Origin of the sequence: Methylomonas defluvii (assembly GCF_033949435.1) — a bacterium.
Taxonomy (GTDB): Bacteria; Pseudomonadota; Gammaproteobacteria; order Methylococcales; family Methylomonadaceae; genus Methylomonas; species Methylomonas defluvii.
This window is the reverse complement of the sequence record NZ_JAXARY010000004.1, coordinates 98,289-119,218: the sequence shown is the minus strand read 5'-3', so window position 1 is coordinate 119,218 and position 20,930 is coordinate 98,289. Positions and strand designations below refer to the sequence as shown.

Annotated in this window: 19 protein-coding genes, 1 pseudogene and 1 CRISPR repeat array; of the genes and pseudogenes, 13 read left to right on the top strand and 7 right to left on the bottom strand. The window is 49.8% G+C overall.

The annotated features are described in order from the left end of the window. Positions 1-11 precede the first annotated feature (11 nt). The 6 genes from QLH52_RS05995 to QLH52_RS05970 all read left to right on the top strand — a co-directional run bounded on the left by QLH52_RS05995 (position 12) and on the right by QLH52_RS05970 (position 3,060). On the top strand, positions 12-641 hold the full coding sequence (locus QLH52_RS05995; protein ID WP_096876838.1) for a PRTRC system protein A: 630 nt from the start codon (positions 12-14) through the stop codon (positions 639-641). A gap of 35 nt (positions 642-676) precedes the next feature. After that, positions 677-892 (top strand): hypothetical protein, encoded by a 216-nt coding sequence (locus QLH52_RS05990; protein WP_157770366.1) that lies wholly within the window; start codon positions 677-679, stop codon positions 890-892. Positions 893-968: 76 nt separating this feature from the next. Next, positions 969-1,694: a PRTRC system ThiF family protein gene (locus tag QLH52_RS05985; RefSeq protein ID WP_157770367.1), complete on the top strand. Its 726-nt coding sequence runs from the start codon at positions 969-971 to the stop codon at positions 1,692-1,694. A gap of 18 nt (positions 1,695-1,712) precedes the next feature. Then, on the top strand, positions 1,713-2,015 hold the full coding sequence (locus tag QLH52_RS05980) for a WGR domain-containing protein (RefSeq protein ID WP_306305925.1): 303 nt from the start codon (positions 1,713-1,715) through the stop codon (positions 2,013-2,015). 30 nt (positions 2,016-2,045) lie between these two features. Continuing rightward, positions 2,046-2,363, top strand: a complete 318-nt coding sequence (locus QLH52_RS05975) for an H-NS histone family protein (protein ID WP_054758361.1) — start codon at positions 2,046-2,048, stop codon at positions 2,361-2,363. Between the two features lie 100 nt (positions 2,364-2,463). Further along, a complete protein-coding gene (locus QLH52_RS05970; RefSeq protein ID WP_319960911.1) occupies positions 2,464-3,060 on the top strand; it encodes a hypothetical protein in 597 nt (198 codons plus the stop codon). Between the two features lie 390 nt (positions 3,061-3,450). After that, positions 3,451-4,061: direct repeats of the CRISPR family, unit length 36 nt; unit sequence GTCTCATTAACCAACCCAATGAGCAGGGTTTGTAAC. A gap of 10 nt (positions 4,062-4,071) precedes the next feature. Here the strand turns inward: QLH52_RS05970 and QLH52_RS05965 are convergent. Together QLH52_RS05965 and QLH52_RS05960 are read right to left on the bottom strand one after the other, a co-directional pair. Next, on the bottom strand, positions 4,072-5,841 hold the full coding sequence (locus QLH52_RS05965) for a zinc ribbon domain-containing protein (protein ID WP_319960910.1): 1,770 nt from the start codon (positions 5,839-5,841) through the stop codon (positions 4,072-4,074). 21 nt (positions 5,842-5,862) lie between these two features. Continuing rightward, entirely contained in the window at positions 5,863-7,782 is a 1,920-nt protein-coding gene (locus tag QLH52_RS05960; protein ID WP_319960909.1) for a helicase-related protein, read from the bottom strand. Positions 7,783-8,419: 637 nt separating this feature from the next. On the opposite strand from QLH52_RS05960, the gene QLH52_RS05955 reads away from it, so the two are divergent. The 6 genes from QLH52_RS05955 (at position 8,420) to QLH52_RS05930 (ending at position 14,207) form a co-directional block, all read left to right on the top strand. Next, complete coding sequence (locus QLH52_RS05955; RefSeq protein WP_157770368.1) at positions 8,420-9,298, top strand: hypothetical protein; 879 nt, start codon at positions 8,420-8,422, stop codon at positions 9,296-9,298. Between the two features lies 1 nt (position 9,299). Continuing rightward, positions 9,300-12,407 (top strand): SNF2-related protein, encoded by a 3,108-nt coding sequence (locus QLH52_RS05950; RefSeq protein ID WP_319960908.1) that lies wholly within the window; start codon positions 9,300-9,302, stop codon positions 12,405-12,407. Positions 12,408-12,484: 77 nt separating this feature from the next. Continuing rightward, the gene (locus QLH52_RS05945) at positions 12,485-12,826 is read left to right on the top strand and encodes a hypothetical protein (protein ID WP_157770369.1); all 342 of its coding nucleotides are present in this window, start codon (positions 12,485-12,487) and stop codon (positions 12,824-12,826) included. A gap of 2 nt (positions 12,827-12,828) precedes the next feature. Then, positions 12,829-13,116, top strand: a complete 288-nt coding sequence (locus QLH52_RS05940; protein ID WP_157770370.1) for a hypothetical protein — start codon at positions 12,829-12,831, stop codon at positions 13,114-13,116. A gap of 474 nt (positions 13,117-13,590) precedes the next feature. After that, positions 13,591-13,899, top strand: a complete 309-nt coding sequence (locus QLH52_RS05935; protein ID WP_096876845.1) for a hypothetical protein — start codon at positions 13,591-13,593, stop codon at positions 13,897-13,899. A gap of 2 nt (positions 13,900-13,901) precedes the next feature. After that, positions 13,902-14,207, top strand: a complete 306-nt coding sequence (locus QLH52_RS05930) for a hypothetical protein (RefSeq protein ID WP_157770371.1) — start codon at positions 13,902-13,904, stop codon at positions 14,205-14,207. 48 nt (positions 14,208-14,255) lie between these two features. On the opposite strand, the gene QLH52_RS05925 is transcribed toward QLH52_RS05930, so the two are convergent. The 5 genes and pseudogenes from QLH52_RS05925 to QLH52_RS05910 all read right to left on the bottom strand — a co-directional run bounded on the left by QLH52_RS05925 (position 14,256) and on the right by QLH52_RS05910 (position 18,964). Beyond that, positions 14,256-14,765, bottom strand: coding sequence for an imm11 family protein (locus tag QLH52_RS05925; protein ID WP_319960907.1), 510 nt, complete (start codon positions 14,763-14,765; stop codon positions 14,256-14,258). 53 nt (positions 14,766-14,818) lie between these two features. Then, complete coding sequence (locus tag QLH52_RS24585) at positions 14,819-15,127, bottom strand: AHH domain-containing protein (protein WP_096876847.1); 309 nt, start codon at positions 15,125-15,127, stop codon at positions 14,819-14,821. A gap of 110 nt (positions 15,128-15,237) precedes the next feature. Beyond that, the gene (locus QLH52_RS24710) at positions 15,238-17,100 is read right to left on the bottom strand and encodes a hypothetical protein (protein ID WP_482194188.1); all 1,863 of its coding nucleotides are present in this window, start codon (positions 17,098-17,100) and stop codon (positions 15,238-15,240) included. A gap of 593 nt (positions 17,101-17,693) precedes the next feature. After that, positions 17,694-17,990 (bottom strand): annotated as a pseudogene (locus QLH52_RS24705) (DUF6531 domain-containing protein); the annotation flags it as partial. Positions 17,991-18,109: 119 nt separating this feature from the next. Continuing rightward, the gene (locus QLH52_RS05910) at positions 18,110-18,964 is read right to left on the bottom strand and encodes a hypothetical protein (RefSeq protein WP_319960905.1); all 855 of its coding nucleotides are present in this window, start codon (positions 18,962-18,964) and stop codon (positions 18,110-18,112) included. 295 nt (positions 18,965-19,259) lie between these two features. On the opposite strand from QLH52_RS05910, the gene QLH52_RS05905 reads away from it, so the two are divergent. After that, a complete protein-coding gene (locus tag QLH52_RS05905; protein WP_319960904.1) occupies positions 19,260-20,930 on the top strand; it encodes a Mu transposase C-terminal domain-containing protein in 1,671 nt (556 codons plus the stop codon).

The window sequence follows — 20,930 nt, the reverse complement described above, 5'->3', positions numbered from 1 at the left end:
GCAGACTGAAGATGATGATGAATGCCTATCTAAACGACCCGCGCGACCGGATTTTGTTTGGTGAAACACCCACCTATATGCAGCCGCTGTTTGGCGAAAAGCTGCCGGCGCCGGAACTCGGCAAACACCGCTTTGTGATTGGCCAAGAAGGCGTGGTGTTAGAGGCCATCAATGAAGTGTTCGAAGTCAGGCTCCCAGTGGCCCAGTCGATCATCAAATTGCCCTATGGGGTTCTTGGGGCGCAAGGCGTTCGGCTTCGACATGGGGCGATGCCGGTTCGGTTATTGGAAATCATTGAGCAAAAGGCCACGTCGGCCTGCCCCGACGAGTGGGCCGGATGGGTGGTTTGGGATGTTTTGCACCAGGGCTACGCATTGATCGAACCCGAGATTCTGAGCGTCGGGCCTGGGCATGTGTCCTACCGCAACGAATTGCCTGAAGGTAGTGCGATCGTCCTAGATGTGCATACCCACGGCCGGATGCCCGCGTTTTTCTCAGGAATGGACGATGTTTCCGATCGGCACGGTTTTTATGTCGCCGGAGTGATCGGGCATTGCCACGATCATAAAAATTACGCTACTCGAATGAATGTAAACGGCCATTTTTTCGATTGCGAGGATTTCAGGTTGTTTTTTGATTAAGTTCTAGATCGGATTCAGATCGGGAGTATTCGGACATGATTATTATGTTGGAGCAAGACAAAAGAGGCGGCTTTTCAAAAAGACCGTACATTGAGGCAATAGGGCCAATGACACGAATTATTTGGGGCTGGTGGTCTGTTGCTGTATTTGAAAATTGCGGCATTAACGATGTCAGCCGAGTGTTCAGAGCGCACGAACGCGACTTGTTGGTCAGCCAAGGGCGCCTTGAAAATAATAGGCCAGCAAGCTAATGGCCGATTCGAATTGCATCAGTGATGAACCGGGTAGTATTTAACACTACGTTTGAAATTGAATATGAAACCGACTATGTTTAAATTCTATACCCCCGCAAACTGGCTTGAAAATCGCGTTAAGATTGCGCTGATTGGCGTTGGTGGCACTGGATCGGAAGTATTGACCAGTTTGGCGAGAATCGATTATGCGATCCGCGAATTGGGACATGCCGGTTTTCATGTGACGGCATGGGATGGCGATCAGGTCGAAAGGCCTAATATTGGCCGGCAGGCCTTCTATCCGAGCGATTTAGGCCACAATAAAGCCGTACTCACCATTCAGCGTATTAATTATCTCTATGGTCAGGATTGGATCGGAATTCCTGAAATGTTTTCTATTGAATGCAATAAGCCGGAATATTTCGATCTGGTGATTACGTGTGTGGACGTGGCGCAATTTAGAGCCGATTTAAGCCAGTGTTGCCGTTCTAAACACTGCAGAACGCTGTGGTTGGATACCGGCAATGGCGCACATACCGGTCAAGTGATTTTAGGGCGGTTGTCGCATCACGATGATTGCCAGATTACCTTGCCGTCCGTATATGATTTTCACCCCGAATTGGATGGAATGGTCGATTCGAATACACCGTCTTGCAGCATGGAGGAAGCATTAGCCAGCCAAGAGTTACCCATTAATCGCGCGATCGCAAATGTGGCGATGCAACTGATTTGGGGTTTATTGCGCAATGGCGGCTTAAATTGGCAAGGTGCCTATCTTGATATTACAAAAGGCTCGCAAATACCGATTAACATCGCTTAGTCTTTTTCAGAAATACGGATGACGATTCTTCATTTTTATCGTATATTAATAATGTCGTTTCTTTCTAACGTTATTCTTATGTGCGGTATTTACCTGGAACGCCATGATGCGGATTCGAATATTCATCGATTCTATGCGCTGACGATATCACCCGGTATTTTTAGCGACTGGTCTTTAGTAAGGGAGTGGGGCCGGGTTGGATCGCCCGGAACCGTGCGCTCTAATTGGTATGAATCGGAAGAAGAGGCGATAAAGGCTCAAAATGACATACTGCGAACAAAACAGCGCAGAGGCTATACGTTAGCCGCGATAACGTGTTAATACTTTAGTTTCTCTATTAAGGAATAAATAATGCTTGAATTTGATGGTAAATCCGAAGGCGAATTGCTCGATATTATCAATAGCGCAAAAAGTCAGCTCAGTGCGAGAATCAGCGAAAAGCGAGAACAGGTGATCGCTCAAATTAAAGAATTAGCGGCTTCGATTAATGTGTCGGTGGAGATTATTGATGCCACCGTGAAAACAAAAGCCTCTCGCAACCCCCAAGTTGCACCGAAATATCGCAACCCGGCTAATGCAACCCAAACCTGGACAGGTCGTGGTGTTGCGCCAAAATGGATGAAGGAATTATTAGGGGCCGGGCGGAGCAAAGAGGAATTTTTAATATGAGTTCTCCGGCTCATTCCAGGCAGGCTTTGTACGGCCGTAGCTAGATCCGCCCAGGACTATGCGTTCTAAAGCTTGCGTTCTATTCGGTTTGTTGGCCAGTATGGGTCTAAACGGCTGCGCGACTCACATTGCGCTAAAACCTGACGCCGACGATCGGGCAAAAAAATATGCGGCCTGCCGGGAGGAAGCCGACAGTCTGTATGCCGTTACGCCAAGGTACCCAACGCATAGTCGTTATCCTTGGCGGGCATATTCGCCGAACACGCCGGCTTTTCGGTTCAATATGGGCGATACCTTGGACGACGGCGATCTGGATGTCGCGGCCGTCGGAAAGCTTCCTTGTTTCAGACAATCTCCGCCGCCCGGTGTCGAGCTTGACGAGCGGATCTGGGGGCAAATTCTCAGAGAACGCGAGTTCTTAACGGCTGGTGAGTATTTCCAGATGTGGAAGTTATGCGGGGGTGGTAAAAAATACCAGTTTCTCGATGAATGTCCGCAATACCAAATCCGGGCCGACTTGTGCCAAGACCAAGGTCGAAATTGCAAACTCGATATGACCGATTTAACGGATGAAAATCGAAAAATAGCAATGAATGCGTACTTGCGCAGCTTGCTCGTTAAAACGTTGCGCAAGGAGGGTCGCATTGATGACAAGGGTCACATCATTCGTGGTAATAGACCAAATTATCTTCAATGAAACATGTACATTATATGGGTGATAATAGCGACCGATGACGTAATTAAATATTACAGTCCTAACAGGTTGGTGAAAAACTATATTTGAGACGCTAATTTTGCTCAATCGAACCAGCATTTAGTAGGAAATCGGCTTCATCGTCACTAAATATAGAGTCATTCAAAGCCAAAAAAGAGTTTTTCACCAACCTGCTAAGTGTAATATTACAGCGAATGGTGTCTTATTGGCGTTTTATGCCTAACACACACATTAGCATTAACCATAGTCGCTATATGTGCATCACTTTTCGGGATTCCGATCTATGTAATTGCCAATGCGTCTTTCGTTGGTCGATGAATCTTATTGCCTTCCTACAGCGACTTTACTGTACTGAAAGGAGCACGGGGATTTGTCTCATTAACCAGCCCAATGAGCAGGGTTTGAACTTTAAACATTCAGATTTCGCTAATTGCGGGGCTACTGTCTCATTAACCAAGCCAACGAGCAGGCTTTGTAACATCAGAGCCATCATTCCCAGTACATGACCTAGTAGAGTCTCATTAACCAACCCAATGAGCAGGGTTTGTAACGATATGCGGTTTTACCGGTTTTACGAGGCTGACCTTGTCTCATTAACCAACCCAATGAGCAGGGTTTGTAACAATAGCGAAGGCCATGAAGGAAAACTTTAAACGAGATGTCTCATTAACCAACCCAATGAGCAGGGTTTGTAACGGAGAGGCTGTGGCGTGGGCTACCCGGATCGAGGCGGTCTCATTAACCAACCCAATGAGCAGGGTTTGTAACTCACTTTGTTAACAGGATCAAATGCAAGACCGACCAGTCTCATTAACCAACCCAATGAGCAGGGTTTGTAACCTATCAAGCGAACCGATCCAGATAGCGCCGGACATGTCTCATTAACCAACCCAATGAGCAGGGTTTGTAACACCGTGAAATGCGCTTGGTGCTGACCAATATTGGCGGTCTCATTAACCAACCCAATGAGCAGGGTTTGTAACTGGCGTTCGCCTAAGTCACGAGAGGCGAGGCATTGTCACCTATTTTGCGAGCGGTGTCATTTTCGGCCATTTTAGCACGTTGAAATCTCCCGGTTTTCTCTGGTTTATCTGAGATTAGCACTGCACCGCTCGCGTGGTTTCGGCAGTTAATCGCAGCGTTTTCGTCCAGCTCCAATTCGGAACCGCAACTTTTGCAAGTAGCGTATTGCGAGCCGCGAAGCCTTTTCTCGGCGACGTAGCCGCATTTGTGGCATGTCGCCGTCATTTTGCTGGTGATCGTTTCGACAGTTGATCCGGTTTTTGCCGCTTGTTTGCCTATCCATTCTTTCAGCGAGTAGATTGCGGCGATTACGCGATTTCTCCGGGCGGATTCGGGCAGCGCATTATCGACAGCTAAATCGTCTTTCGCCTTGGTTCTCGACATCGTACTGAGCGGCGTATCGGTTACCGCTAGAACGGCATAGCGCTCTGCCAGTTCTTTGGCGATGTGGCGATAGATTTCCTCCCGCCATTTCACGGCGTTTTGCCGGCATCCAGTATATGATCGGCGCAATGCGGCATCTGACTTTAGCCACGCTGCGTAACGCCTTGACTCTTCTTGGGCAAACACGCATTCACGCCAGATAGTCATCAAATGATTGGCGGCATCTACCGAAGGCCTATTTCTCAGCAATCCTTGGATCGACTCGCGCCATTCTTGCGGCGCCTCGTCTCGGTTATCCTGGTAGAAGGTGCGTAGCCAAGACAGCATTTCATTTCGGGCATCGTCTGCGGCTTTTTGGATTGTCTCGGCAGCTTCGAATTTGCTAACCAATTCTGCCGGAACGAAATATTCGGTTTTTTTGCCTGCATCATCGACGACAACGGCAACCCGTAGACGCCCGCCGAATTGCCGCCAGCCAAGATTAACCCCGGCAATGTTCCGCTTTGGATGCTTGATGTCAACCTCTGGCAGGGCAACAGTAAAGCAGGCGTGCCATTTGTATTTCTGCTTGCCGTCGTGCGGCACTTTGACGACTTCGACCGCCTTGATAACTCCGTCCGCTGGTATTGGCCGGTGGTAATTGATTTCGCTGAACAGTTGGCGGCGGAACCGCTTGCCTGCGTCGTCTTTTCCGGTAAAAGCGGTGAATGCGAATCGACCCTTGGTTTTATTGGTGGTGACCAGGTTGGTCAACTGCGCTTGCGAGTGACTGCCGGCCAGTAATTCGGTAACAGTCATCCCACCCTGAATTTGGTTGACGAATCGACCTGAGCCGTCGAAGGACTTGAAGTGCAGCCGGCCGCCGTCTTTGATTGCCTTTGATTTCGCTGTTTCGAATGACTCGATCACAGCGTTGTAATTTCCCCAAAAGCAACCGCTTTGCTGGCGGGCCAGTTTCACATTGGTCTTGTAGACTTCATTTATCGGTGCCTGAGATTCTTTCGGGATCGCTTTCTGAATGGCTTTGCAGATTTCCCAAAGCGCCTTTCGCCGGCCTAGTAGCTCGTCTCTTCTGGCGCGCAATTCGTCTGACGGCTCTTTGCTTCGGGTGGCAATGCGTTCAGCTCTGATCGCATCGTAAAGATTGTCAATCGGTTCCCGCAACGCTTCGATTTCGTCTTGCGCTGCGGCATATTCCGCCGACGTGGATCGGCATAAATCCTTAAATGACCGCTCTCTTTGCCGATCTATCTCAATCAGCCTGTTCCATAGATCGTTCATCCGGCGAAGCTCATCTTCGCAGTCTTCGGCGAAATTTTCTGGCGCCTTGAGGCTATATTTGTAAGTTCTAATCATAAATGGACTTTCAGATAAATATCACAACCAACGACGAATGACCCAGTTAATTTCCTTGAAATTAATCTTGTGACCAGGAATGAAGCTTTCGGTTTGCCCAGATTGCGCCAGGCCGGACGAACCAATGTCGCCAATGCCTTGCAGTCGCATGTTTTCGCGAGCAACGTCGAAGCCATCGGTATGGCGCACCAGAATCTCCAGGCGCTTTAGCGAGTCCGGCTCAATGTCCTTGGGAAAATACAAATCGCAGCGGCCGAATCCGCCAGCCCTGGCCACTCGGCCGCGAATTTGATGCAAGGTATTGAGGCCGAGCCGTTCCGGATGGACGATGACCACATGGCGTAGTCGCGGTAAATCGATACCGGTCTCGATCGCCGTGGTGCTGATAAGCAGGTCCGCGTGATTGTCGCGCATGGCCTGTACCGCATCCAGCTTATCAATGTCAGATAACTTGCCATGAATATACCGTACGCGTCCTGGAAATATCGTGTTCCAAAGTTTGAATGCGCCTTCTGCGGATTTACGGTCTTTGATCGACTGAGTGGACGATTCCGCCAAAGGATACACTGCTAAGGCTTGATGGCCGGCCAAAATAGTACGCTTAAGTGATTCGAACAATTGATTGCGATGGGTGCGGGTAACTAGTCGCGTTTTGATTGTTTTTTGGATGTGCGGTTTGGTTAAGCGCGAAACATTCATGCCGGCGAAGGTTACCAGAGCCGCTGTACGCGGAATACAGGTTGCTGTGCAGTTTAGGAAATGGGTTCGATCGCCAATTAATGCCTGGATTTGAGCGAGTCCAAACTTCTGCGATTCGTCACAGACGAGCAAGTTGATCAATCGGTTTTTCGGCATGCGATGCAAAAGTGCTGTGGTGCCGATTACAAAGCGGGCTTCAAAACCAGAATTTCCCTGACTTCCAATCACCAACGACGGCGCAAGGTCCGGCCACCATCCGGAAATCGCGTCCCGCGTTTGTACAGCGAGTGGTTGATTGGGACATAACCAAGCCACGGTGCCACCAGATCGGAACACCGCGGCAGCGGCAGCGGCCGCCACATAGGTTTTTCCGAAGCCTACGTCAGCTGACAACAGCCGGTTCATTGGAATATCCGAGCGCATGTCTTGGCAAATTTCCTCGACAACCATTCTTTGTTCTTCGGTCGGTGTCAAAGATGTTTCCGATAACAATCGCGCTGGCAGTCCGGATTCGATCGCTAATGCTGTATGGCTGTTTGGCGGCCTTTGCGCCTCGCGTTTCGCGCGTTGCAGTACATTCCATGTCGCCACCAGTTTTAGCAGCTTAACTGCATTGGTACCGATTTCAGGCGTCGGTGGACTATGAATTGTCCTTAACAAATCGGACAGTTTGGCGCCACCTTTGCCGGTGAGTACCAAGCCGACTCTTGCGGATTCTTCGTCAAGGGTCCAATTTAATTCATCTATCAACCTTTCCGCGCACATTGGTATTGCTTCGGGGAGCAATTCTTGCATCTGATCGAATACCTTTTCGGGTTTGATGACGCTGGTTTTTCCCGGATAGATTGGCATTATCCTGCCCACGTTAACCTCATTCAGCCACTGAGGATTTTTTAGGATAGGCAAACCTGAGAAATAACCCATCGTGCCAGTAACTACTATCGGGCGATTTATTTTCACAGCCACTATAGACAGATGGTATTTAGTGTTACCGAAAAAAGTCGCGCTAATTGAGCGATCAGCTATATCGACCAGTTTGAGGGTGAGTCTACTCGGTACAACGCCATTTGTGGCCGTATAATTTGACAATATTCCACGTACAACACAATCCTTTCCTTCTTGCCAGTCGGCGTACGAATCAACGATGGCCTGTTCTCGCAAATCAATATACGTCTTCGGTAGTAATAGTGGCAATTGCCATGTCGCAGAAATACCGAGTGATTTTAGTTTACCCAGTGTCATGGTTTTAATCCTCTTTCACTTATTTTGTCTGAGCAGGATTAATGCTCTCATGACTTAAGATATATGCAACTATTCAATATTTGTGTCTGTTTGTCTGATTCTGACAAGGCTGTTGCAAATTGAGCCGTGCTATTCCCGCCGCTTGTTGATCGGTTTACCCCATTGCGTATTTGTCCATCACGAGTACTTTGTGCTAGTGGGATTAACTTAATTTAAGCCTAGCGCCCCGGCCTTAAACTTCAATTTAACTTTGCGAGACACTAATGGATTCAAATACCCCTATTACCAGACGAAAAACACTTTCCATATTACTCCGGTCCTGGTGTGGCCTTTATAACCATATCAGTCAATGGAGTTTGCTATCAAATAATGTACTGTCCTTACATGATAACCAATGAACGGGCGAAAACAGACTATCACCCATTACAAATAAGACTGGTGAAATGTTTTGTGGGGAGTGTTAATAATGGCGATCCAATTTTTGAATGTGTTTCGTTATTCGACGGTTATGAAGGTGCTAAGAGATTGGTCTATTCTCTTATTAAAGGTGAGCAACCAGAACAATAAAACAGGGTTGCATAGTTTTGGTTTTGTATTAACGTGAAAACATTACTTAATCACTACAAGGTATCACTATATGGTTTCTCTTGCGAATCTTAAAACAGCTATTACTGATCGATTGAATGAAATGGTTGAATCGCGATTCGAGCTGATAAAAAAAGCTCAATTCCTGAGCGTTTTGGGTATCGATAATAAAACGACATCCGCCTATTACATTGGAGATTGTATAGAATCTGTCGCTGAACTGGTAATTAATGAACTTTGCACACAACTTACACGGCAGCATTCGAATGGAACACCGGCAAGAATTAGCGTTGACACCGGTCTATATAAAATAATTTCCGATCGATATAGCAATGCTTCTATTCGCGAGTATTATTTCCGCCACTCGGAAGGCGATCTGAATGAAGACAAAAACCTAGTTTCGGTTTATCTGTCATATGTCGATTTTGCCGGTATCACCCAATCAATCAAGGAGCAGATCAAAAACTTAGAAAGCGAAGGACTGTCAATGTTGGCAACAAGTATTGTCGATGAATTCGGATTAAAGCATTTTGACCGACATTATTCGTTTTATGCGAAAAACGGCTGGTTCATTTGCCAAACCTATGCGCCGAATTGGAATCATAGCTTCGATAGGAAATGCCATGATCGATACGGTAATATTCTTAACGCATTTCGATTAATTCTAAACGATACCGGTATCGATTTAGAGTCCAGTTTTGCGCAGTATGTTAGCGCTGTTAAGGGATTAACTTATTCATCTTCAAAGATTGAGTCTCGAACCGTGTTTGGTAAAGGCTCTTCGCTACAAATCGCCTGTTTTAAAGACAAGGTGGAGTATCGTTTCACCCGCAGCGCTTTTGAAGCCTTAACCGCTTTTTTAATGCTCAACGGTTTCGAGACTCAAGCGGCGGCGATCGTCGCCAGAATGAATACCTTGCAGGCGGCGTAAGATGGAGAAGGTGTATTTACCCGCCGAATTGGGCCGATTGGTTTCCAGAGGTAGCCAAGCAGAGAAACCCGGTTCGCTGGCCGGCTTACACGAGACACGGAAAGAAACACTATCGCAGTTTTTTACGCCGGCTTGGCTGACTCGCTACCTGTGGAACGTTATACAACCAGCGTTCGATGACCAACAGCGGTACCGCTTGCTCGATAACAGTCTCGGCAATGCCGGGTTGTTCCGGTTTGCCGATCCGAAACGCTTCCATTTATGCGGCTTGGATGTCGACGAAGCGTTGTTAAACCAGGTCATTCGAATCATCGACACCGCAAAATTCGAAACGGATTTCGTTGCCGCCGGTATGGAGAACGTAGAGCTAGACCGATTTAGCGCGGCGCTGATTAATCCGCCTTTCTCGATCACGCTATCCAGCCCGCATATGCACGCTTACGAAGGGATCACGCATTACGGGAAATACGGCCCCAACACCTCGGCTTTATCCCATGAATACGCACTCGCTCAAGCCCTAGCCCATTGCGATATCGTCGCGGCCGTGGTGCCGGCCTCTGTCATGGCCTTAGTCGAATCGATCCCGGCCTATCGTGCCCGGCTCCGAGCGGTATTCGTTCTACCCCGCGATACGTTTCAGGCTGAAAATGTCGAATCGGTGAACACGGTATTACTCATTCTCGGCTCGGAGGACCAACGCAATCCAGCGCATGGTCAACGCATTGTTCGGGAAACCATCACACCCGAATCGATACCGCCTTATTTGGAAAATTTGTCCTGCCGTACCTGTGAAGAGTTAGGGAAATCGACCTTCCCGATTCGTCCTGTGTTGGTGGAAAGTAGCAAGGCGGTCGTGACGACGCCGCTCAGCGACGATAAAACGGTGATCCTCGGTCGGGCTGGACGCTGGATTAAGCTCAAATTTCGCGATGGCGCCACCGAAGGCCGGGTTATGAATACCTTGTATCGGAGCCGTCTGTATTCGACAGAAACTCACCGCTATCCAAGATCGACCCGCTATGCTGGTCAATTTCAAATCAATTTAGATGTAATTAGCCTTCAGCCGGATCCTTTCCTGGCTTTGCGGCAGGTCTCGGAAACCATACGCGCTGCCGGCGGACAACCGATCATTTCAACGGAACTGATCGGCGGCCTGAAAGCGATTATTCGGGAAAACGCCAAGATGCAAATCCCGTTCAGTCGCACGGTGTACCGAAAAGGCACACCCCAATTTAGCGCCATTGCTGGCAAGATGGGTTTCATCGATCCCGCTGAACCGGTGTCGGTGGTTCGTAAAGGCGATACAGTTCAGGCAAAGCGAGAATCATCCGGGTTTGTGGTGACCACATCGCGCGGCGCCTTTACCTGCGACGAAGTGCGGTTTTTCGATTACTTTGTGCCGCAAAGCGAGGTAATCGACGCCGGTTACTGGGAAACGATTTATCCTCCGATCGCGCATAGCTTTCCCCGCGATATCGACCGGTTAAAAATCAAGGCCCAGGCATTAGGGATTGATCGCTGGTTAACCTGGGATTTTCAGCTAGAGGACTTATGCGAATTGGCGTTTAAGCCTCGCGGGGCGATCTGTGCTTGGCAAATGGCGCTTGGTAAATCTCGGCTGGCCATTTCATTGGCCTTATTACTGGAGGGAAGATCACTCATCGTGCTGAAATCGCGCTTAGTGGCCGAAATGGAAAATGAACTTCAAACACTGGGATTCAACGATTATACGATCATTCGGGAGCGTTCCGATCTTTCCGCACTTAACAAACTTAATGTCATCAGCTATGAACGCCTAAAGCGCCCTTTTGACCCACGCTATCCGAAATTAACCCTGGCTAAAGCCCTGAGAAAACGGATTAAGAATGTGATTTGCGACGAAGGCGGGCTACTGTCCAATCAATTTTCGCAGCAAAGTCAAGCGGTGTGGTGTTTGGGCGCCAAACGTCGGTATATATTCGATGGCACGCCGTTTCCTAACTATGTCAGAGAATCGCAAAGCCTGGCGGCATTCACCGCTGGTCAGGAGCGCGCCTATCAACCTTTTTCCTTAAAAGGCGGCTTTCTGGAGCGGCGCTTGTTCACCAGTGCGGAGTTTCAACCGACCGGCCGGGATGAATTCGCCAAACGCTATGTAACGCTGGAATGGGCAACCAACGAATTCAAGGATACTCACGAACGGGGCGCCAAGCGTGAAATACCGAAAATCAACCCGGCCTATCTCAACGATTACCGAGCCTGGATAGCCCCATTGGTTAAGCGCCGCGTGCAACAAGAACCGGACGTGGCCAAGTATGTTCGCTTTCCGGAACCTAGATTACACCCGCCGATTAAGGTCGATTGGGCAATCGATCATTTAGTACTCTACATCAAAACCGCTGAGGAATTCGCCAGTTGGTACCGGCAATACGCCAAGGCACAAACAGACCAACAGAAAGCGCTCAATTTAACCATGATCCTGGCACGGCTTGAGGCCTGTTTCAAGGCGGCCAATACCCCTAGCATCGTCTCCGGCTACGGCCGGGGTTTCACGGAGCTGACCACCAAAGAACTGGCGTGTATTGAACTGGTGAAACAGCAGGTCGAACAAAATTTGAGACCGATTGTTTTTGCGCGCAATCCTTTGGTGCTGCGCAGACTGTCAAAAGCGTTAGACCAAGCCGGGATTAGTCATTTGGTGTTTTCCGGGGAGGAAACCATCGACAAGCGGATTAGCCGGCTAAACGACCGCATCCGCAACGGCACCGACCAGGTCATGCTGGCCAGCTTGGGTGTCACACAAGACGGATTGAATTTGCCGATGCTCAATAGTGTCATCTTCTACAACCGCAGCTATAAGGCGAGAGAAGAAAGCCAAGCCATTTACCGATTAATTCGGCCCCAACAAAAATATGCGGTGAATTGTTATTTCCTGGAATTAACCGGCAGCATCGACGAGTACATGAGTCAATTGGTGTCGTGGAAGAAAATCGCCAGCGAAGCCGGCTTGGATTACGGCGATCAGGTCGACGGCGCCGATTTTGTGCATTTCGACGCCTTCATTTACCGCTTCATTAACTCGATTCCAGAACTAAGAGAAACCTTGGCTTGCATTAAACAGGCGGCGTGAGACGATAACTAAAAGCCCATCTATTTTTCAAGCACTGATTATGCGGCTGTTAGCTTGTACATACGGAGATATGAATTATGTTTTCTGTTAGTTATTATTTCAACCCTGACACTCCTCTATCAGACCTTGAAGTGAATAGCTCCCATCCTCATAGGGTGCTAAATGGCGGCGGCTCTGGCTGCGCAAATGATTATCCTGACGAGCTGTGGGCTCGCGCACAACAGCGTCATGCCGAGTTGCTATTGTTTGCCCAGAATTGCCAAAATAAACCGACAGTCCGCTTTGAATGGAAAAAGGGCTGGCCTGCTGGACATGTCGTTTGTGAAGGCTCGTTCTGCTCCCTTGATGGTCACCCCGATGAAATATCATTGCCTATAATACCGAGCGACAAAACACCAAGAGTCCGTATAGAAAGTTAATAATGAATGCTTTAAAACCATACAAAACCATTAATGAAATTCAGATAGTTCCTGATGAACATGGTCTAGCTGAAACCGTCTATATTCGGCTTTCTGGACTTTCTATGGCGATCACGGCTAAATGCCTTGAGATTAGAACGGACAAGCAAGGTAATATTGCCTATATTTTATTAGACCGGTTAATTCATAGCGATTCTGATATCGGCTTTGAACTGCGACAACCTGATCACGATAATATTTATTATGCTGTAAGTGGGTGTTATGTTAGCGAATTATGTAGGATTGATTAAAGTTAAACTTAAGACGTATGTATCTTATAGCGCATTGTCAGACCATTTTAGACGTCTGATATTAGACTATTCGCCTTTTCGCGCCGTTTATGTTGAGAATAATGATTCGATCGGTTGTCTTACCCCGTTCGCCGCCATCAAGGAAGCAAAGAATTGGAAGCTTGATGAAGAACGAATCTGGGAGACGGATTGTGGCGATTTCGATGTACGCTTATTTAGTTTCCTTATTAAACGGTTCTGATGGAATATCAATTATTAAACTCTGTATTTCTATATAAACTAATGAACGGCTAATGAAACTAATGGTTGATATTCTAATTTCGATTGCTATCGTTTTCGCCGCGTCCTTAGTCTTAGGTAGGCCACCGGAATGGCTGAACGACGCTGCAAATGATAATCCCGTATTAACGGCTACATTCTTGATCTGGTGTAGTTTCTGCTCATGGATGATGACTTTTGTGCCGAGTCGAAGTAATGATTAGGTATATCTATCCAGATGGCGGTGAAGGTTACGAGTACCAAGTTGGCGACTTGGTGATTGTAACTCCGGATCACTACAATCAAACCCGATGTGAAGCCGAAATTGAAGCGATAGGTGAAGTAGTTAGCCTATTGCCTTTTATTGACGAATGGAATCGCCACACTGGAACCTATCTTGTTAGGTCTCCAGTGTTTTACGGGGCTGATAAATGCGTTGGCTACCAACTTAGGCCTACCGCAGAAACCATAAAAGTCGCAGAATTAATTTTCGTTGACGTTAAAACTATCCCTAAAAACAATTGAGAATGAATCAGATCGAAGGCAATAGTATAGGGCAAATGCAAGAATTGGAAAATCTGGTCGAACGTGAAAGTACAGGCTTGGAATTTTGCCTTGGACGGTGGGTTGTTGTGGCTGGGGTAGAGCAAAACAACGAATCATTCTCCATAGATAATTTGAATATGGATAATGGTAGATGGATTGGCTGCATCATGCACGTGGGGTCGAATTATGTGGATGTTAAAGAACCTCATACCGGGGCACAAAGTTGGCGTACTCGACGTGTCCATTTCGGTGATGTTTGGAAAATTCTAATGCCGCTTGAAAACTGAGCCTCTTATGCCTTTTGCTCAGAAGATCGTGAACAGGTTCTTACGGGTTTAGATTACTCCCACCGCGTAGAATGAATGCCCCGTGCATCCTGCCATCTCAAAGGCTTCTTTGAACCGCTCGGAGACATAAAAAGCGGCTCTAGCTTCCATCAACCTAACAACTTCCAGGCCCTTGAGTTTCTCAGCCTGAAGCACCGGAATGCGAATGCCACGTACTTTTCCCACTCGCTCAGGAAGAAAATAATCAGGAGGATAAACATCGTAGTCCGAATGTTCCAAATCCAGCGCCCCCTCGACCAAGTTCACGATGTTGGCGATGGAATAACCAGGAATTTCCTTACCGTCCGGGCGCAACACATGTAACGGTAGCCATTGAATACCGCCGATACCGGCATTTTCCAGCGCTCGACGTAGACGGAGGGAGTAAATGGGGAAATGAAGATACGTCTGGAGAGCGTCGTCTGGATCACCATCATCTTCTGGAGTGCTTGCCTTTATCCAGGCGGCCTCATTCCAATCAGCTACTAGAGGTGTACCCCCCCCACAAATCCTCCTCATCAACGCCCATCAAATCTCCTTTGTCGGCGATATAAGGTTTAATGACAGTATTGTCATGACGAATTACTTTGTACCAATTCATTTGTTGATTCCGTTTCCTTTAACGATATCTGGATTTTTAAGCAACTCCTGTTTAAGCGCATCCAGCTCAGAACGCAAGGCCTTCTCATAGTTACTACCAGATAACCCCCGCGTCGCATCTTGTAGCCTTCCAACAATACCTTGTTAGTGAGGTCGTTAAGATTCATTCCAGCCTTGTCGAATATCTCTTTGAATTGTGCTGTGTAACCAGTCTTAATCGCTTTGTCAGTGGCGATATGGTGCAATTGCCCAATACCCTTAACAGGTTGGTGAAAAACCATATTTGAGACGCTAATTTTGCTCAATCGAACCAGTATTTAGTAGGAAAATAGCTTCATCGGCACTAAATATAGAGTCATTCAACGCCAAAAAAGAGTTTTTCACCAACCTGTTAATCACCCCGCCCGCAATCACTCCACCGAGCTTCACCTCTGGAGCGACCATAGTTGAACCAACATTGGTACCTAATCCCAGCATCTCTAAAGTTGCGGTCGTACTCGATTTTGCGGCCGTCTTCGGCGGTGACGCTCAGCAACTGGTGACCGTAGTCCCAGACGTAAGTCAGGGTGTGGCCGCCCGCGCCGGGCGTTTGTTGGGTCTTGACGTTGTTGTTCAGGTCGTAAGTGTACGTCGTGACCTGATTGTTGGCGTCGGTCTCGCTGAGTTTGCGGCCGAAGTCGTCATTGACGTAACTGACTTGGGTCGTCACCGTGTCGCTGGCCGATACGCCGCTGTCGGCGTTGATGGCCGTGCCGCCGTCGGCTGTGGTCTGGCCGGCCTTGATTTCCGTCAAATGGCCCAGGTTGTTGTAGACGGGGCGGATAGTTTGGTTGAAGGTGACGCTAGTCGGGTTTTGATCGACATAAGCCGGCCCGGCCACGCGGATCAAGCGGCCCAGGGCGTCGTAGCAGTTCAGGGTATCGCGGACCGCTTCCGTGGAGCCGGCAGCCGGGGTGTCTGTGGTTTTGACGATTTGCCCCGGCGCGTCGTAGTCGAACTGGCGAACTTGTCCCAGGGTGTAGCTGCCGACCTTGGGCTGGGTGACGCTTTTCAGGCGGCCATCCTGGCTGGCGTTCCAGTAACTGTAGAGCGTGCTATTGCCGTTGGGATTAGTGACCAACTTGACCCGGCCTGCGGCATCGAGCTTGCGCTCCACAGCGTGACCGGCTTTATCGTAAGCCTTGCTCCAACGGTTGACGGCGTCGTAATCAAAGCCCAGCGTGTAGTTGTCCGGGTCGGTGATTTGGGTCAGGTTGCCGGCCGCGTCGTAGCGGTATTGGCTGACGTGGCCGCCGGCGTCCAGAGTTTGCGCAAGGCGGCCGGCGCTGTCGTAACGGCGAAAGGCGGAGTCCCATAGCCGGCTTTGCCCGTTTTGGTTCAATACCAGTTCCTGGCCCGTCAAACGGCCGTCGCCGTCGTAAAAATAGTCGCGCGGCTGGCCGGCGGCATCAGTGCCGGTGATGGGCAGGTTATCGGCATCGTAACTGCTACTGACAGTCTGCCAGTCGCTGTCTATACCTATGATCTGCCGGCCCAGGCTGTCGAATTGCAGCGTGGCGCTGTCGGCCGGGTCGGCGGCGTTGATCACGCCGTCGCCGGTCTTGTCGCCCAACCGCGCGATCTGGATTGGATACAGGGTGCTGGCATCGTACGTGGTCGTGACGGTCGGTCCGGTGCCGCCGGTAAAGTTGCCCAGCGTGGCGCCGCCGAAGTCGCGCAGGGTTTTGCTTTGGGTGGGTTGGCCGGTGGCGGCATCGTAGTTGCGCTTGCTCCAGGCCGCAATGTCAGCCAGGGCCGGCGTGCTGCCTGCGGTCGGCACTTTGCCGGTTTTCAGTTTGACCGTGTCGGTCAGGTTGCCCTTGGCGTCGTATTTGAGCAGGGTCCAATTGCCCAGCGCGTCCTTGATCCGTTGCGGAGCGTTGAAGGCAGTGAAGTTGTAATATTCGGTGGTGGCGCCGGAGGGCTGGGTGATGCGGGTAACGTTGCCGGCGACATCGTATTGGTATTGGGTGCTTAGACTGGCCGGGTCGGCTTCGCTCAGGCGGTTGAAGGGATTGGCGGTATCGTAGCTGTAGGTATGGGCGGCGCCGGCTTCGTCGACAATGCGTAGCGGGTTGCCGTTGGCATCAAAGGTATGCCGGCGTTCGAAGCCGCGTTCGTTGACGGTGACGGTTTCGCGGCGAAAGTCCTGGTAACGGAAGGTGGTGGTTTCCGGCAGCAGCGTGCCGTTGTTATGGCGCTGGTGGCGGAACACCCGCCGTCCACGTAGTAGGAAAACCGCATGCCTTCGCCTTGCGGCGCGCTGGTGGTCTTCAAGGCATGGTTCAGGTTTTGGCCGTCGGCGCTGCTGTAGTAGGCATACGCGACCGGGGCATGCTGACTGGCGACGGCCAGCGGGCTTTTGTAGCTGATCAGGTTGCCGTTGCCGTCGTAACCGTACTGGTGGGTTGCCAGCACCGCGCCGCCGATGGCGAGCACTTGTACTTGGTCGATGTGATTCGTCGTGTAATGAAACGCCAGTTTACGTCCCGGACCGTCGGTCACTGTGCACAAATAGTTGCCGCAACCGGTGTTGTAAGCCAGGGCCAAGGTGTTGAGGTTGCGGTCCTTGATGGTCAGCAGCTTGGCCAACGTGCCGGCGTTGCTTTCAAAACCGTAGCGTAGGCCGTTCTTCTCGGTGACGCTCCAGCTGCCGTCGGCTTCGCGTTTCAAAGTGGAATACACGCCCGGTGCGGCTTGAAACGTGCTATTGGCTGGGACACTGCTGCCCGATAAGCGGAAGAAACGCTCGGCGCCGGTGCCGTCCAGCCAGCCGACCTTGATGTAACCGGATTCGACGCCGTAAAAGTTCAACTTGTGATTAAAGCTATGAGTCCAGCCGAAGCCCAGCGGGCCATCCTGGGGTTTACGACTGTTATAGTTGCGCTCGAATACCAGCGGCAAACCGCGGCCCGGCAGCGAGAGGTCGCGCTCCGCGTGGTACAGATTGCCGGTCGCCAGATTGACCGGGTCGCCGCCCCAGCTTTGCAGGGCGTTCAGGCCGTTGGACAGCGTGGTGGAGTTGGCCGGTAAATTGCCGAAGAAGTTGGCGGGCAGGTAGGTTTCGCGGGGGTAGTAGGTAGTAACCGGGGTGGGGAAGATCAATGGCTAACCGCCGCCTAGACCACCATCGATCATCGCGGCCATGTAGCTTTTACTTTGATTCTCAACCATGTAAACCCCGCCGTTCCAGGTTTTCGGCTGATTGCTACCATCGGTGTAGGCTATTTTTTCTTGGGTACGGTTACCGTGGCACCATCGGCGACGTAAGTCGTAATTTTCGTTTTATATGGATCCATGCTGCTATCCATCAACGTTGCCCAGTTACCGATATTCGCCGAGGTGAGCGTCACCAAGGGATTCGTGCCGGCCGATTCCGCGGCAAACTGCATGCCGCGCACCATGGACACCGCATCGGTACGAATCAGCTCCTGCCAGATGAAGTGTTCGTAAGCCGATGCGCTATAGGACAGTAGCTTGAAAGTAGGCCATGTTTCGGCCACCCTGGCAGCGGTATCGGTTGCGGTCGTATCCAGTTTGACTACACGGAAGAGATTGCCAAGTACGTCGATGTACGGTCCGCTTGGACTGACCGCAAACGGCAGGTCGAATAGGTAATCCACTTTGAGTCCGGCGGCGGTCAAGCCCAGGTGGACTCCGCTTTCGGCGCTGACACCGTTTAGTTCTCCCAAGTATCGGCTGGCATCCGTAACGTAACGCAGGTATTTCAACAAGGCGACGTGTAGTAACTCGCCTTCGGTATTGTCGTAAGCGGCGGCGTTGGCAGGCGTCGGCGCGGTAGGTACGGATTGAACGGTTTGAATTAGTTTGTCGACTCGTTCGCCGATTAATCTATCCGAGCCTTGGCGAGCATAAGCCATCAGCGCGTGATGGGCGCCGGCGATAACATTGGTGTAAACGGTTTTATTGGCGCAATGTTGATCGGGGTCTAGCGCACTGTTGGCGGGATCGTCATTGGGACAGAACGGTTGTTGCGAGGTGTCGTCCAGGATCACCTTCATAATCAGACGATGCTTGGTGCCCAAGGTGACTGACCCGTTACCGGTCGCTTGCGTCATACCTTCGACTTTTATGACCGGTTTTAGGTTGACCAAGTTGGGCGGTACGGCTAAATCGCCGTTCCAAGCATTCCAAATCGTTTGCGACGCGGCATCGGCCGGTATGTAGGAGAGCGTCAGGCGCTGATGGGCGATGGACGGTAACGACCGGTGTCAATGTCAGAAGATGACTGCACCATCTTATTGGGCTAGAACCACTTAGTGCAGTCAACTATTGAGCAAAAAAATATCAATAGACATCTGCACAGCGCGTCATTATGCTCAATACTTCTCTTGACAGAAGTGAGTATTTGGTATGGAACCCGAGTCCACTAAATTCACTGAACAGGGAGTGTTGACTTTATCTCAAGAACATTGGGAGTTGGCTCGTGAGCGAGCCAGTATCATTGGCCGACTCGCGGCCTTAGAAATCGTTGGACATCAATCAGCCGATGAAGCCGCCCAAAAATTGGGTATCTCCCGAAGACAAGTTTATGTCCTCATTCAAAGATTCCGGCAAGGTACCGGGTTAGTGACGGATCTTGCCCCAACACACACCAGTGGGGGCAAAGGTAAAAAGCGATTAGTCGAAGCGGTAGAAAATATTGTCTGTGAATTGATACGGAAAAAGTTTATGACTCGGCAAAAGCTGACTGTCGCGAAACTTTACCGGCGTATTAAACAGGAATGTAAGACTAGAGGATTACCGGTTCCCGCCCGTAATACGGTTGCCCTAAGAATAAAATGGTTGAATCCAGTGCAGGTGAAACAAGCACGGGAAGGAGCCGATGCTGTTCGATCTTTGTTGTCAGCCGGCGGTACGCCGCCAGAAATCACCGCCATTTTGGAAGAAGTTCAGATTGACCATACGGTAATCGACCTAATTGTCGTTGACGAACGCGACCGCCAGCCTATTGGTCGACCGTACCTGACCATCGCTATTGATGTCTTTAGTGATTGCATTGTCGGTATGGTTGTGACGTTAGAGCCTCCATCCACCGTTTCTGTCGGACTCTGTCTAGCCCATATGGTTTGCGATAAGCGTCCTTGGCTTGAGCAATTACAGTTAGAAGTCGATTGGCCTATGAGTGGAAAACCCGGGTCAGTTTATGTGGATAATGCGCCGGAATTTAAAAGCGAAGCGTTGCAGCGGGGCTGTGAACAACATGGCATTTTGCTGAGTTATCGTCCGCTAGGGCAACCGCATTATGGCGGTATTATTGAACGGTTGATAGGCACCATGATGGGGGATATTCATGAGCTCCCCGGTACCACCTTTTCAAATCCGCAAGCTCGCGGCGATTATGATTCTGAAAAAAAGGCCGCGTTAACACTCCATGAATTGGAACGCTGGCTAACGATAGCGGTCGCTTATTATCATGGTGAAACCCATTATAATGATCTACAAGAACCCCCGGCAAAGCGTTGGTCCAAAGGGCTTACCTTAAATGGCCCGCCGCCTGTTGTCACTAATGCAAAAGCATTTCTGATCGATTTTCTGCCGATTATCCGACGCTCCTTGACGCGTACCGGTTTTAGAGTCGACTACATTGATTACTTTGCCAATACGTTAAAGCCGCTAATTGCCCGGCGGAAGAAGGGCGGCACTATGTTCCTGATACGTCGCGATCCAAGGGATATTAGCCGTATCTGGGTATTGGACCCGGATAGTCAAAAGTATCTGGAAATTCCTTACCGCTCCTTGGAAAACCCTGCCATTACGTTGTGGGAACATCGTCAAGCCATCAAACGGTTGCGAGCTGAAGGTCGGGACCAAGTGGATGAAGTTTCTCTGTTTCGGATGATCGACCAGATGCGCGATATTGTCCACGATGCCCAAAAAGCCACGAAACGAACTAGGCGAAATAATGAGCGGCTTAAACACTTAACGCATTCGACAAAGAAAAGTAAACCCCAGATACCGCCTGATCCCGACCAATCGGAAATTAAGTCTGCCGTACCCTTCAGCGACATTGAGGAGTGGTAA

Bases quoted from the DNA above. Each gene is read 5' to 3' on its own strand.
- QLH52_RS05990 (WP_157770366.1), top strand. From the start codon at position 677: ATGATTATTATGTTGGAGCAAGACAAAAGAGGCGGCTTTTCAAAAAGA.
- QLH52_RS05930 (WP_157770371.1), top strand. From the start codon at position 13,902: ATGAATCAGATCGAAGGCAATAGTATAGGGCAAATGCAAGAATTGGAA.
- QLH52_RS05955 (WP_157770368.1), top strand. From the start codon at position 8,420: ATGGTTTCTCTTGCGAATCTTAAAACAGCTATTACTGATCGATTGAAT.
- QLH52_RS05995 (WP_096876838.1), top strand. From the start codon at position 12: ATGATGATGAATGCCTATCTAAACGACCCGCGCGACCGGATTTTGTTT.
- QLH52_RS24585 (WP_096876847.1), bottom strand. From the start codon at position 15,127: ATGGTTTTTCACCAACCTGTTAAGGGTATTGGGCAATTGCACCATATC.
- QLH52_RS05965 (WP_319960910.1), bottom strand. From the start codon at position 5,841: ATGATTAGAACTTACAAATATAGCCTCAAGGCGCCAGAAAATTTCGCC.
- QLH52_RS05940 (WP_157770370.1), top strand. From the start codon at position 12,829: ATGAATGCTTTAAAACCATACAAAACCATTAATGAAATTCAGATAGTT.
- QLH52_RS05945 (WP_157770369.1), top strand. From the start codon at position 12,485: ATGTTTTCTGTTAGTTATTATTTCAACCCTGACACTCCTCTATCAGAC.
- QLH52_RS05960 (WP_319960909.1), bottom strand. From the start codon at position 7,782: ATGACACTGGGTAAACTAAAATCACTCGGTATTTCTGCGACATGGCAA.
- QLH52_RS05935 (WP_096876845.1), top strand. From the start codon at position 13,591: ATGATTAGGTATATCTATCCAGATGGCGGTGAAGGTTACGAGTACCAA.
- QLH52_RS05910 (WP_319960905.1), bottom strand. From the start codon at position 18,964: ATGACGCAAGCGACCGGTAACGGGTCAGTCACCTTGGGCACCAAGCAT.
- QLH52_RS05950 (WP_319960908.1), top strand. From the start codon at position 9,300: ATGGAGAAGGTGTATTTACCCGCCGAATTGGGCCGATTGGTTTCCAGA.
- QLH52_RS05980 (WP_306305925.1), top strand. From the start codon at position 1,713: ATGACGATTCTTCATTTTTATCGTATATTAATAATGTCGTTTCTTTCT.
- QLH52_RS05905 (WP_319960904.1), top strand. From the start codon at position 19,260: ATGGAACCCGAGTCCACTAAATTCACTGAACAGGGAGTGTTGACTTTA.
- QLH52_RS05925 (WP_319960907.1), bottom strand. From the start codon at position 14,765: ATGAGGAGGATTTGTGGGGGGGGTACACCTCTAGTAGCTGATTGGAAT.
- QLH52_RS05970 (WP_319960911.1), top strand. From the start codon at position 2,464: ATGGGTCTAAACGGCTGCGCGACTCACATTGCGCTAAAACCTGACGCC.
- QLH52_RS05975 (WP_054758361.1), top strand. From the start codon at position 2,046: ATGCTTGAATTTGATGGTAAATCCGAAGGCGAATTGCTCGATATTATC.
- QLH52_RS05985 (WP_157770367.1), top strand. From the start codon at position 969: ATGTTTAAATTCTATACCCCCGCAAACTGGCTTGAAAATCGCGTTAAG.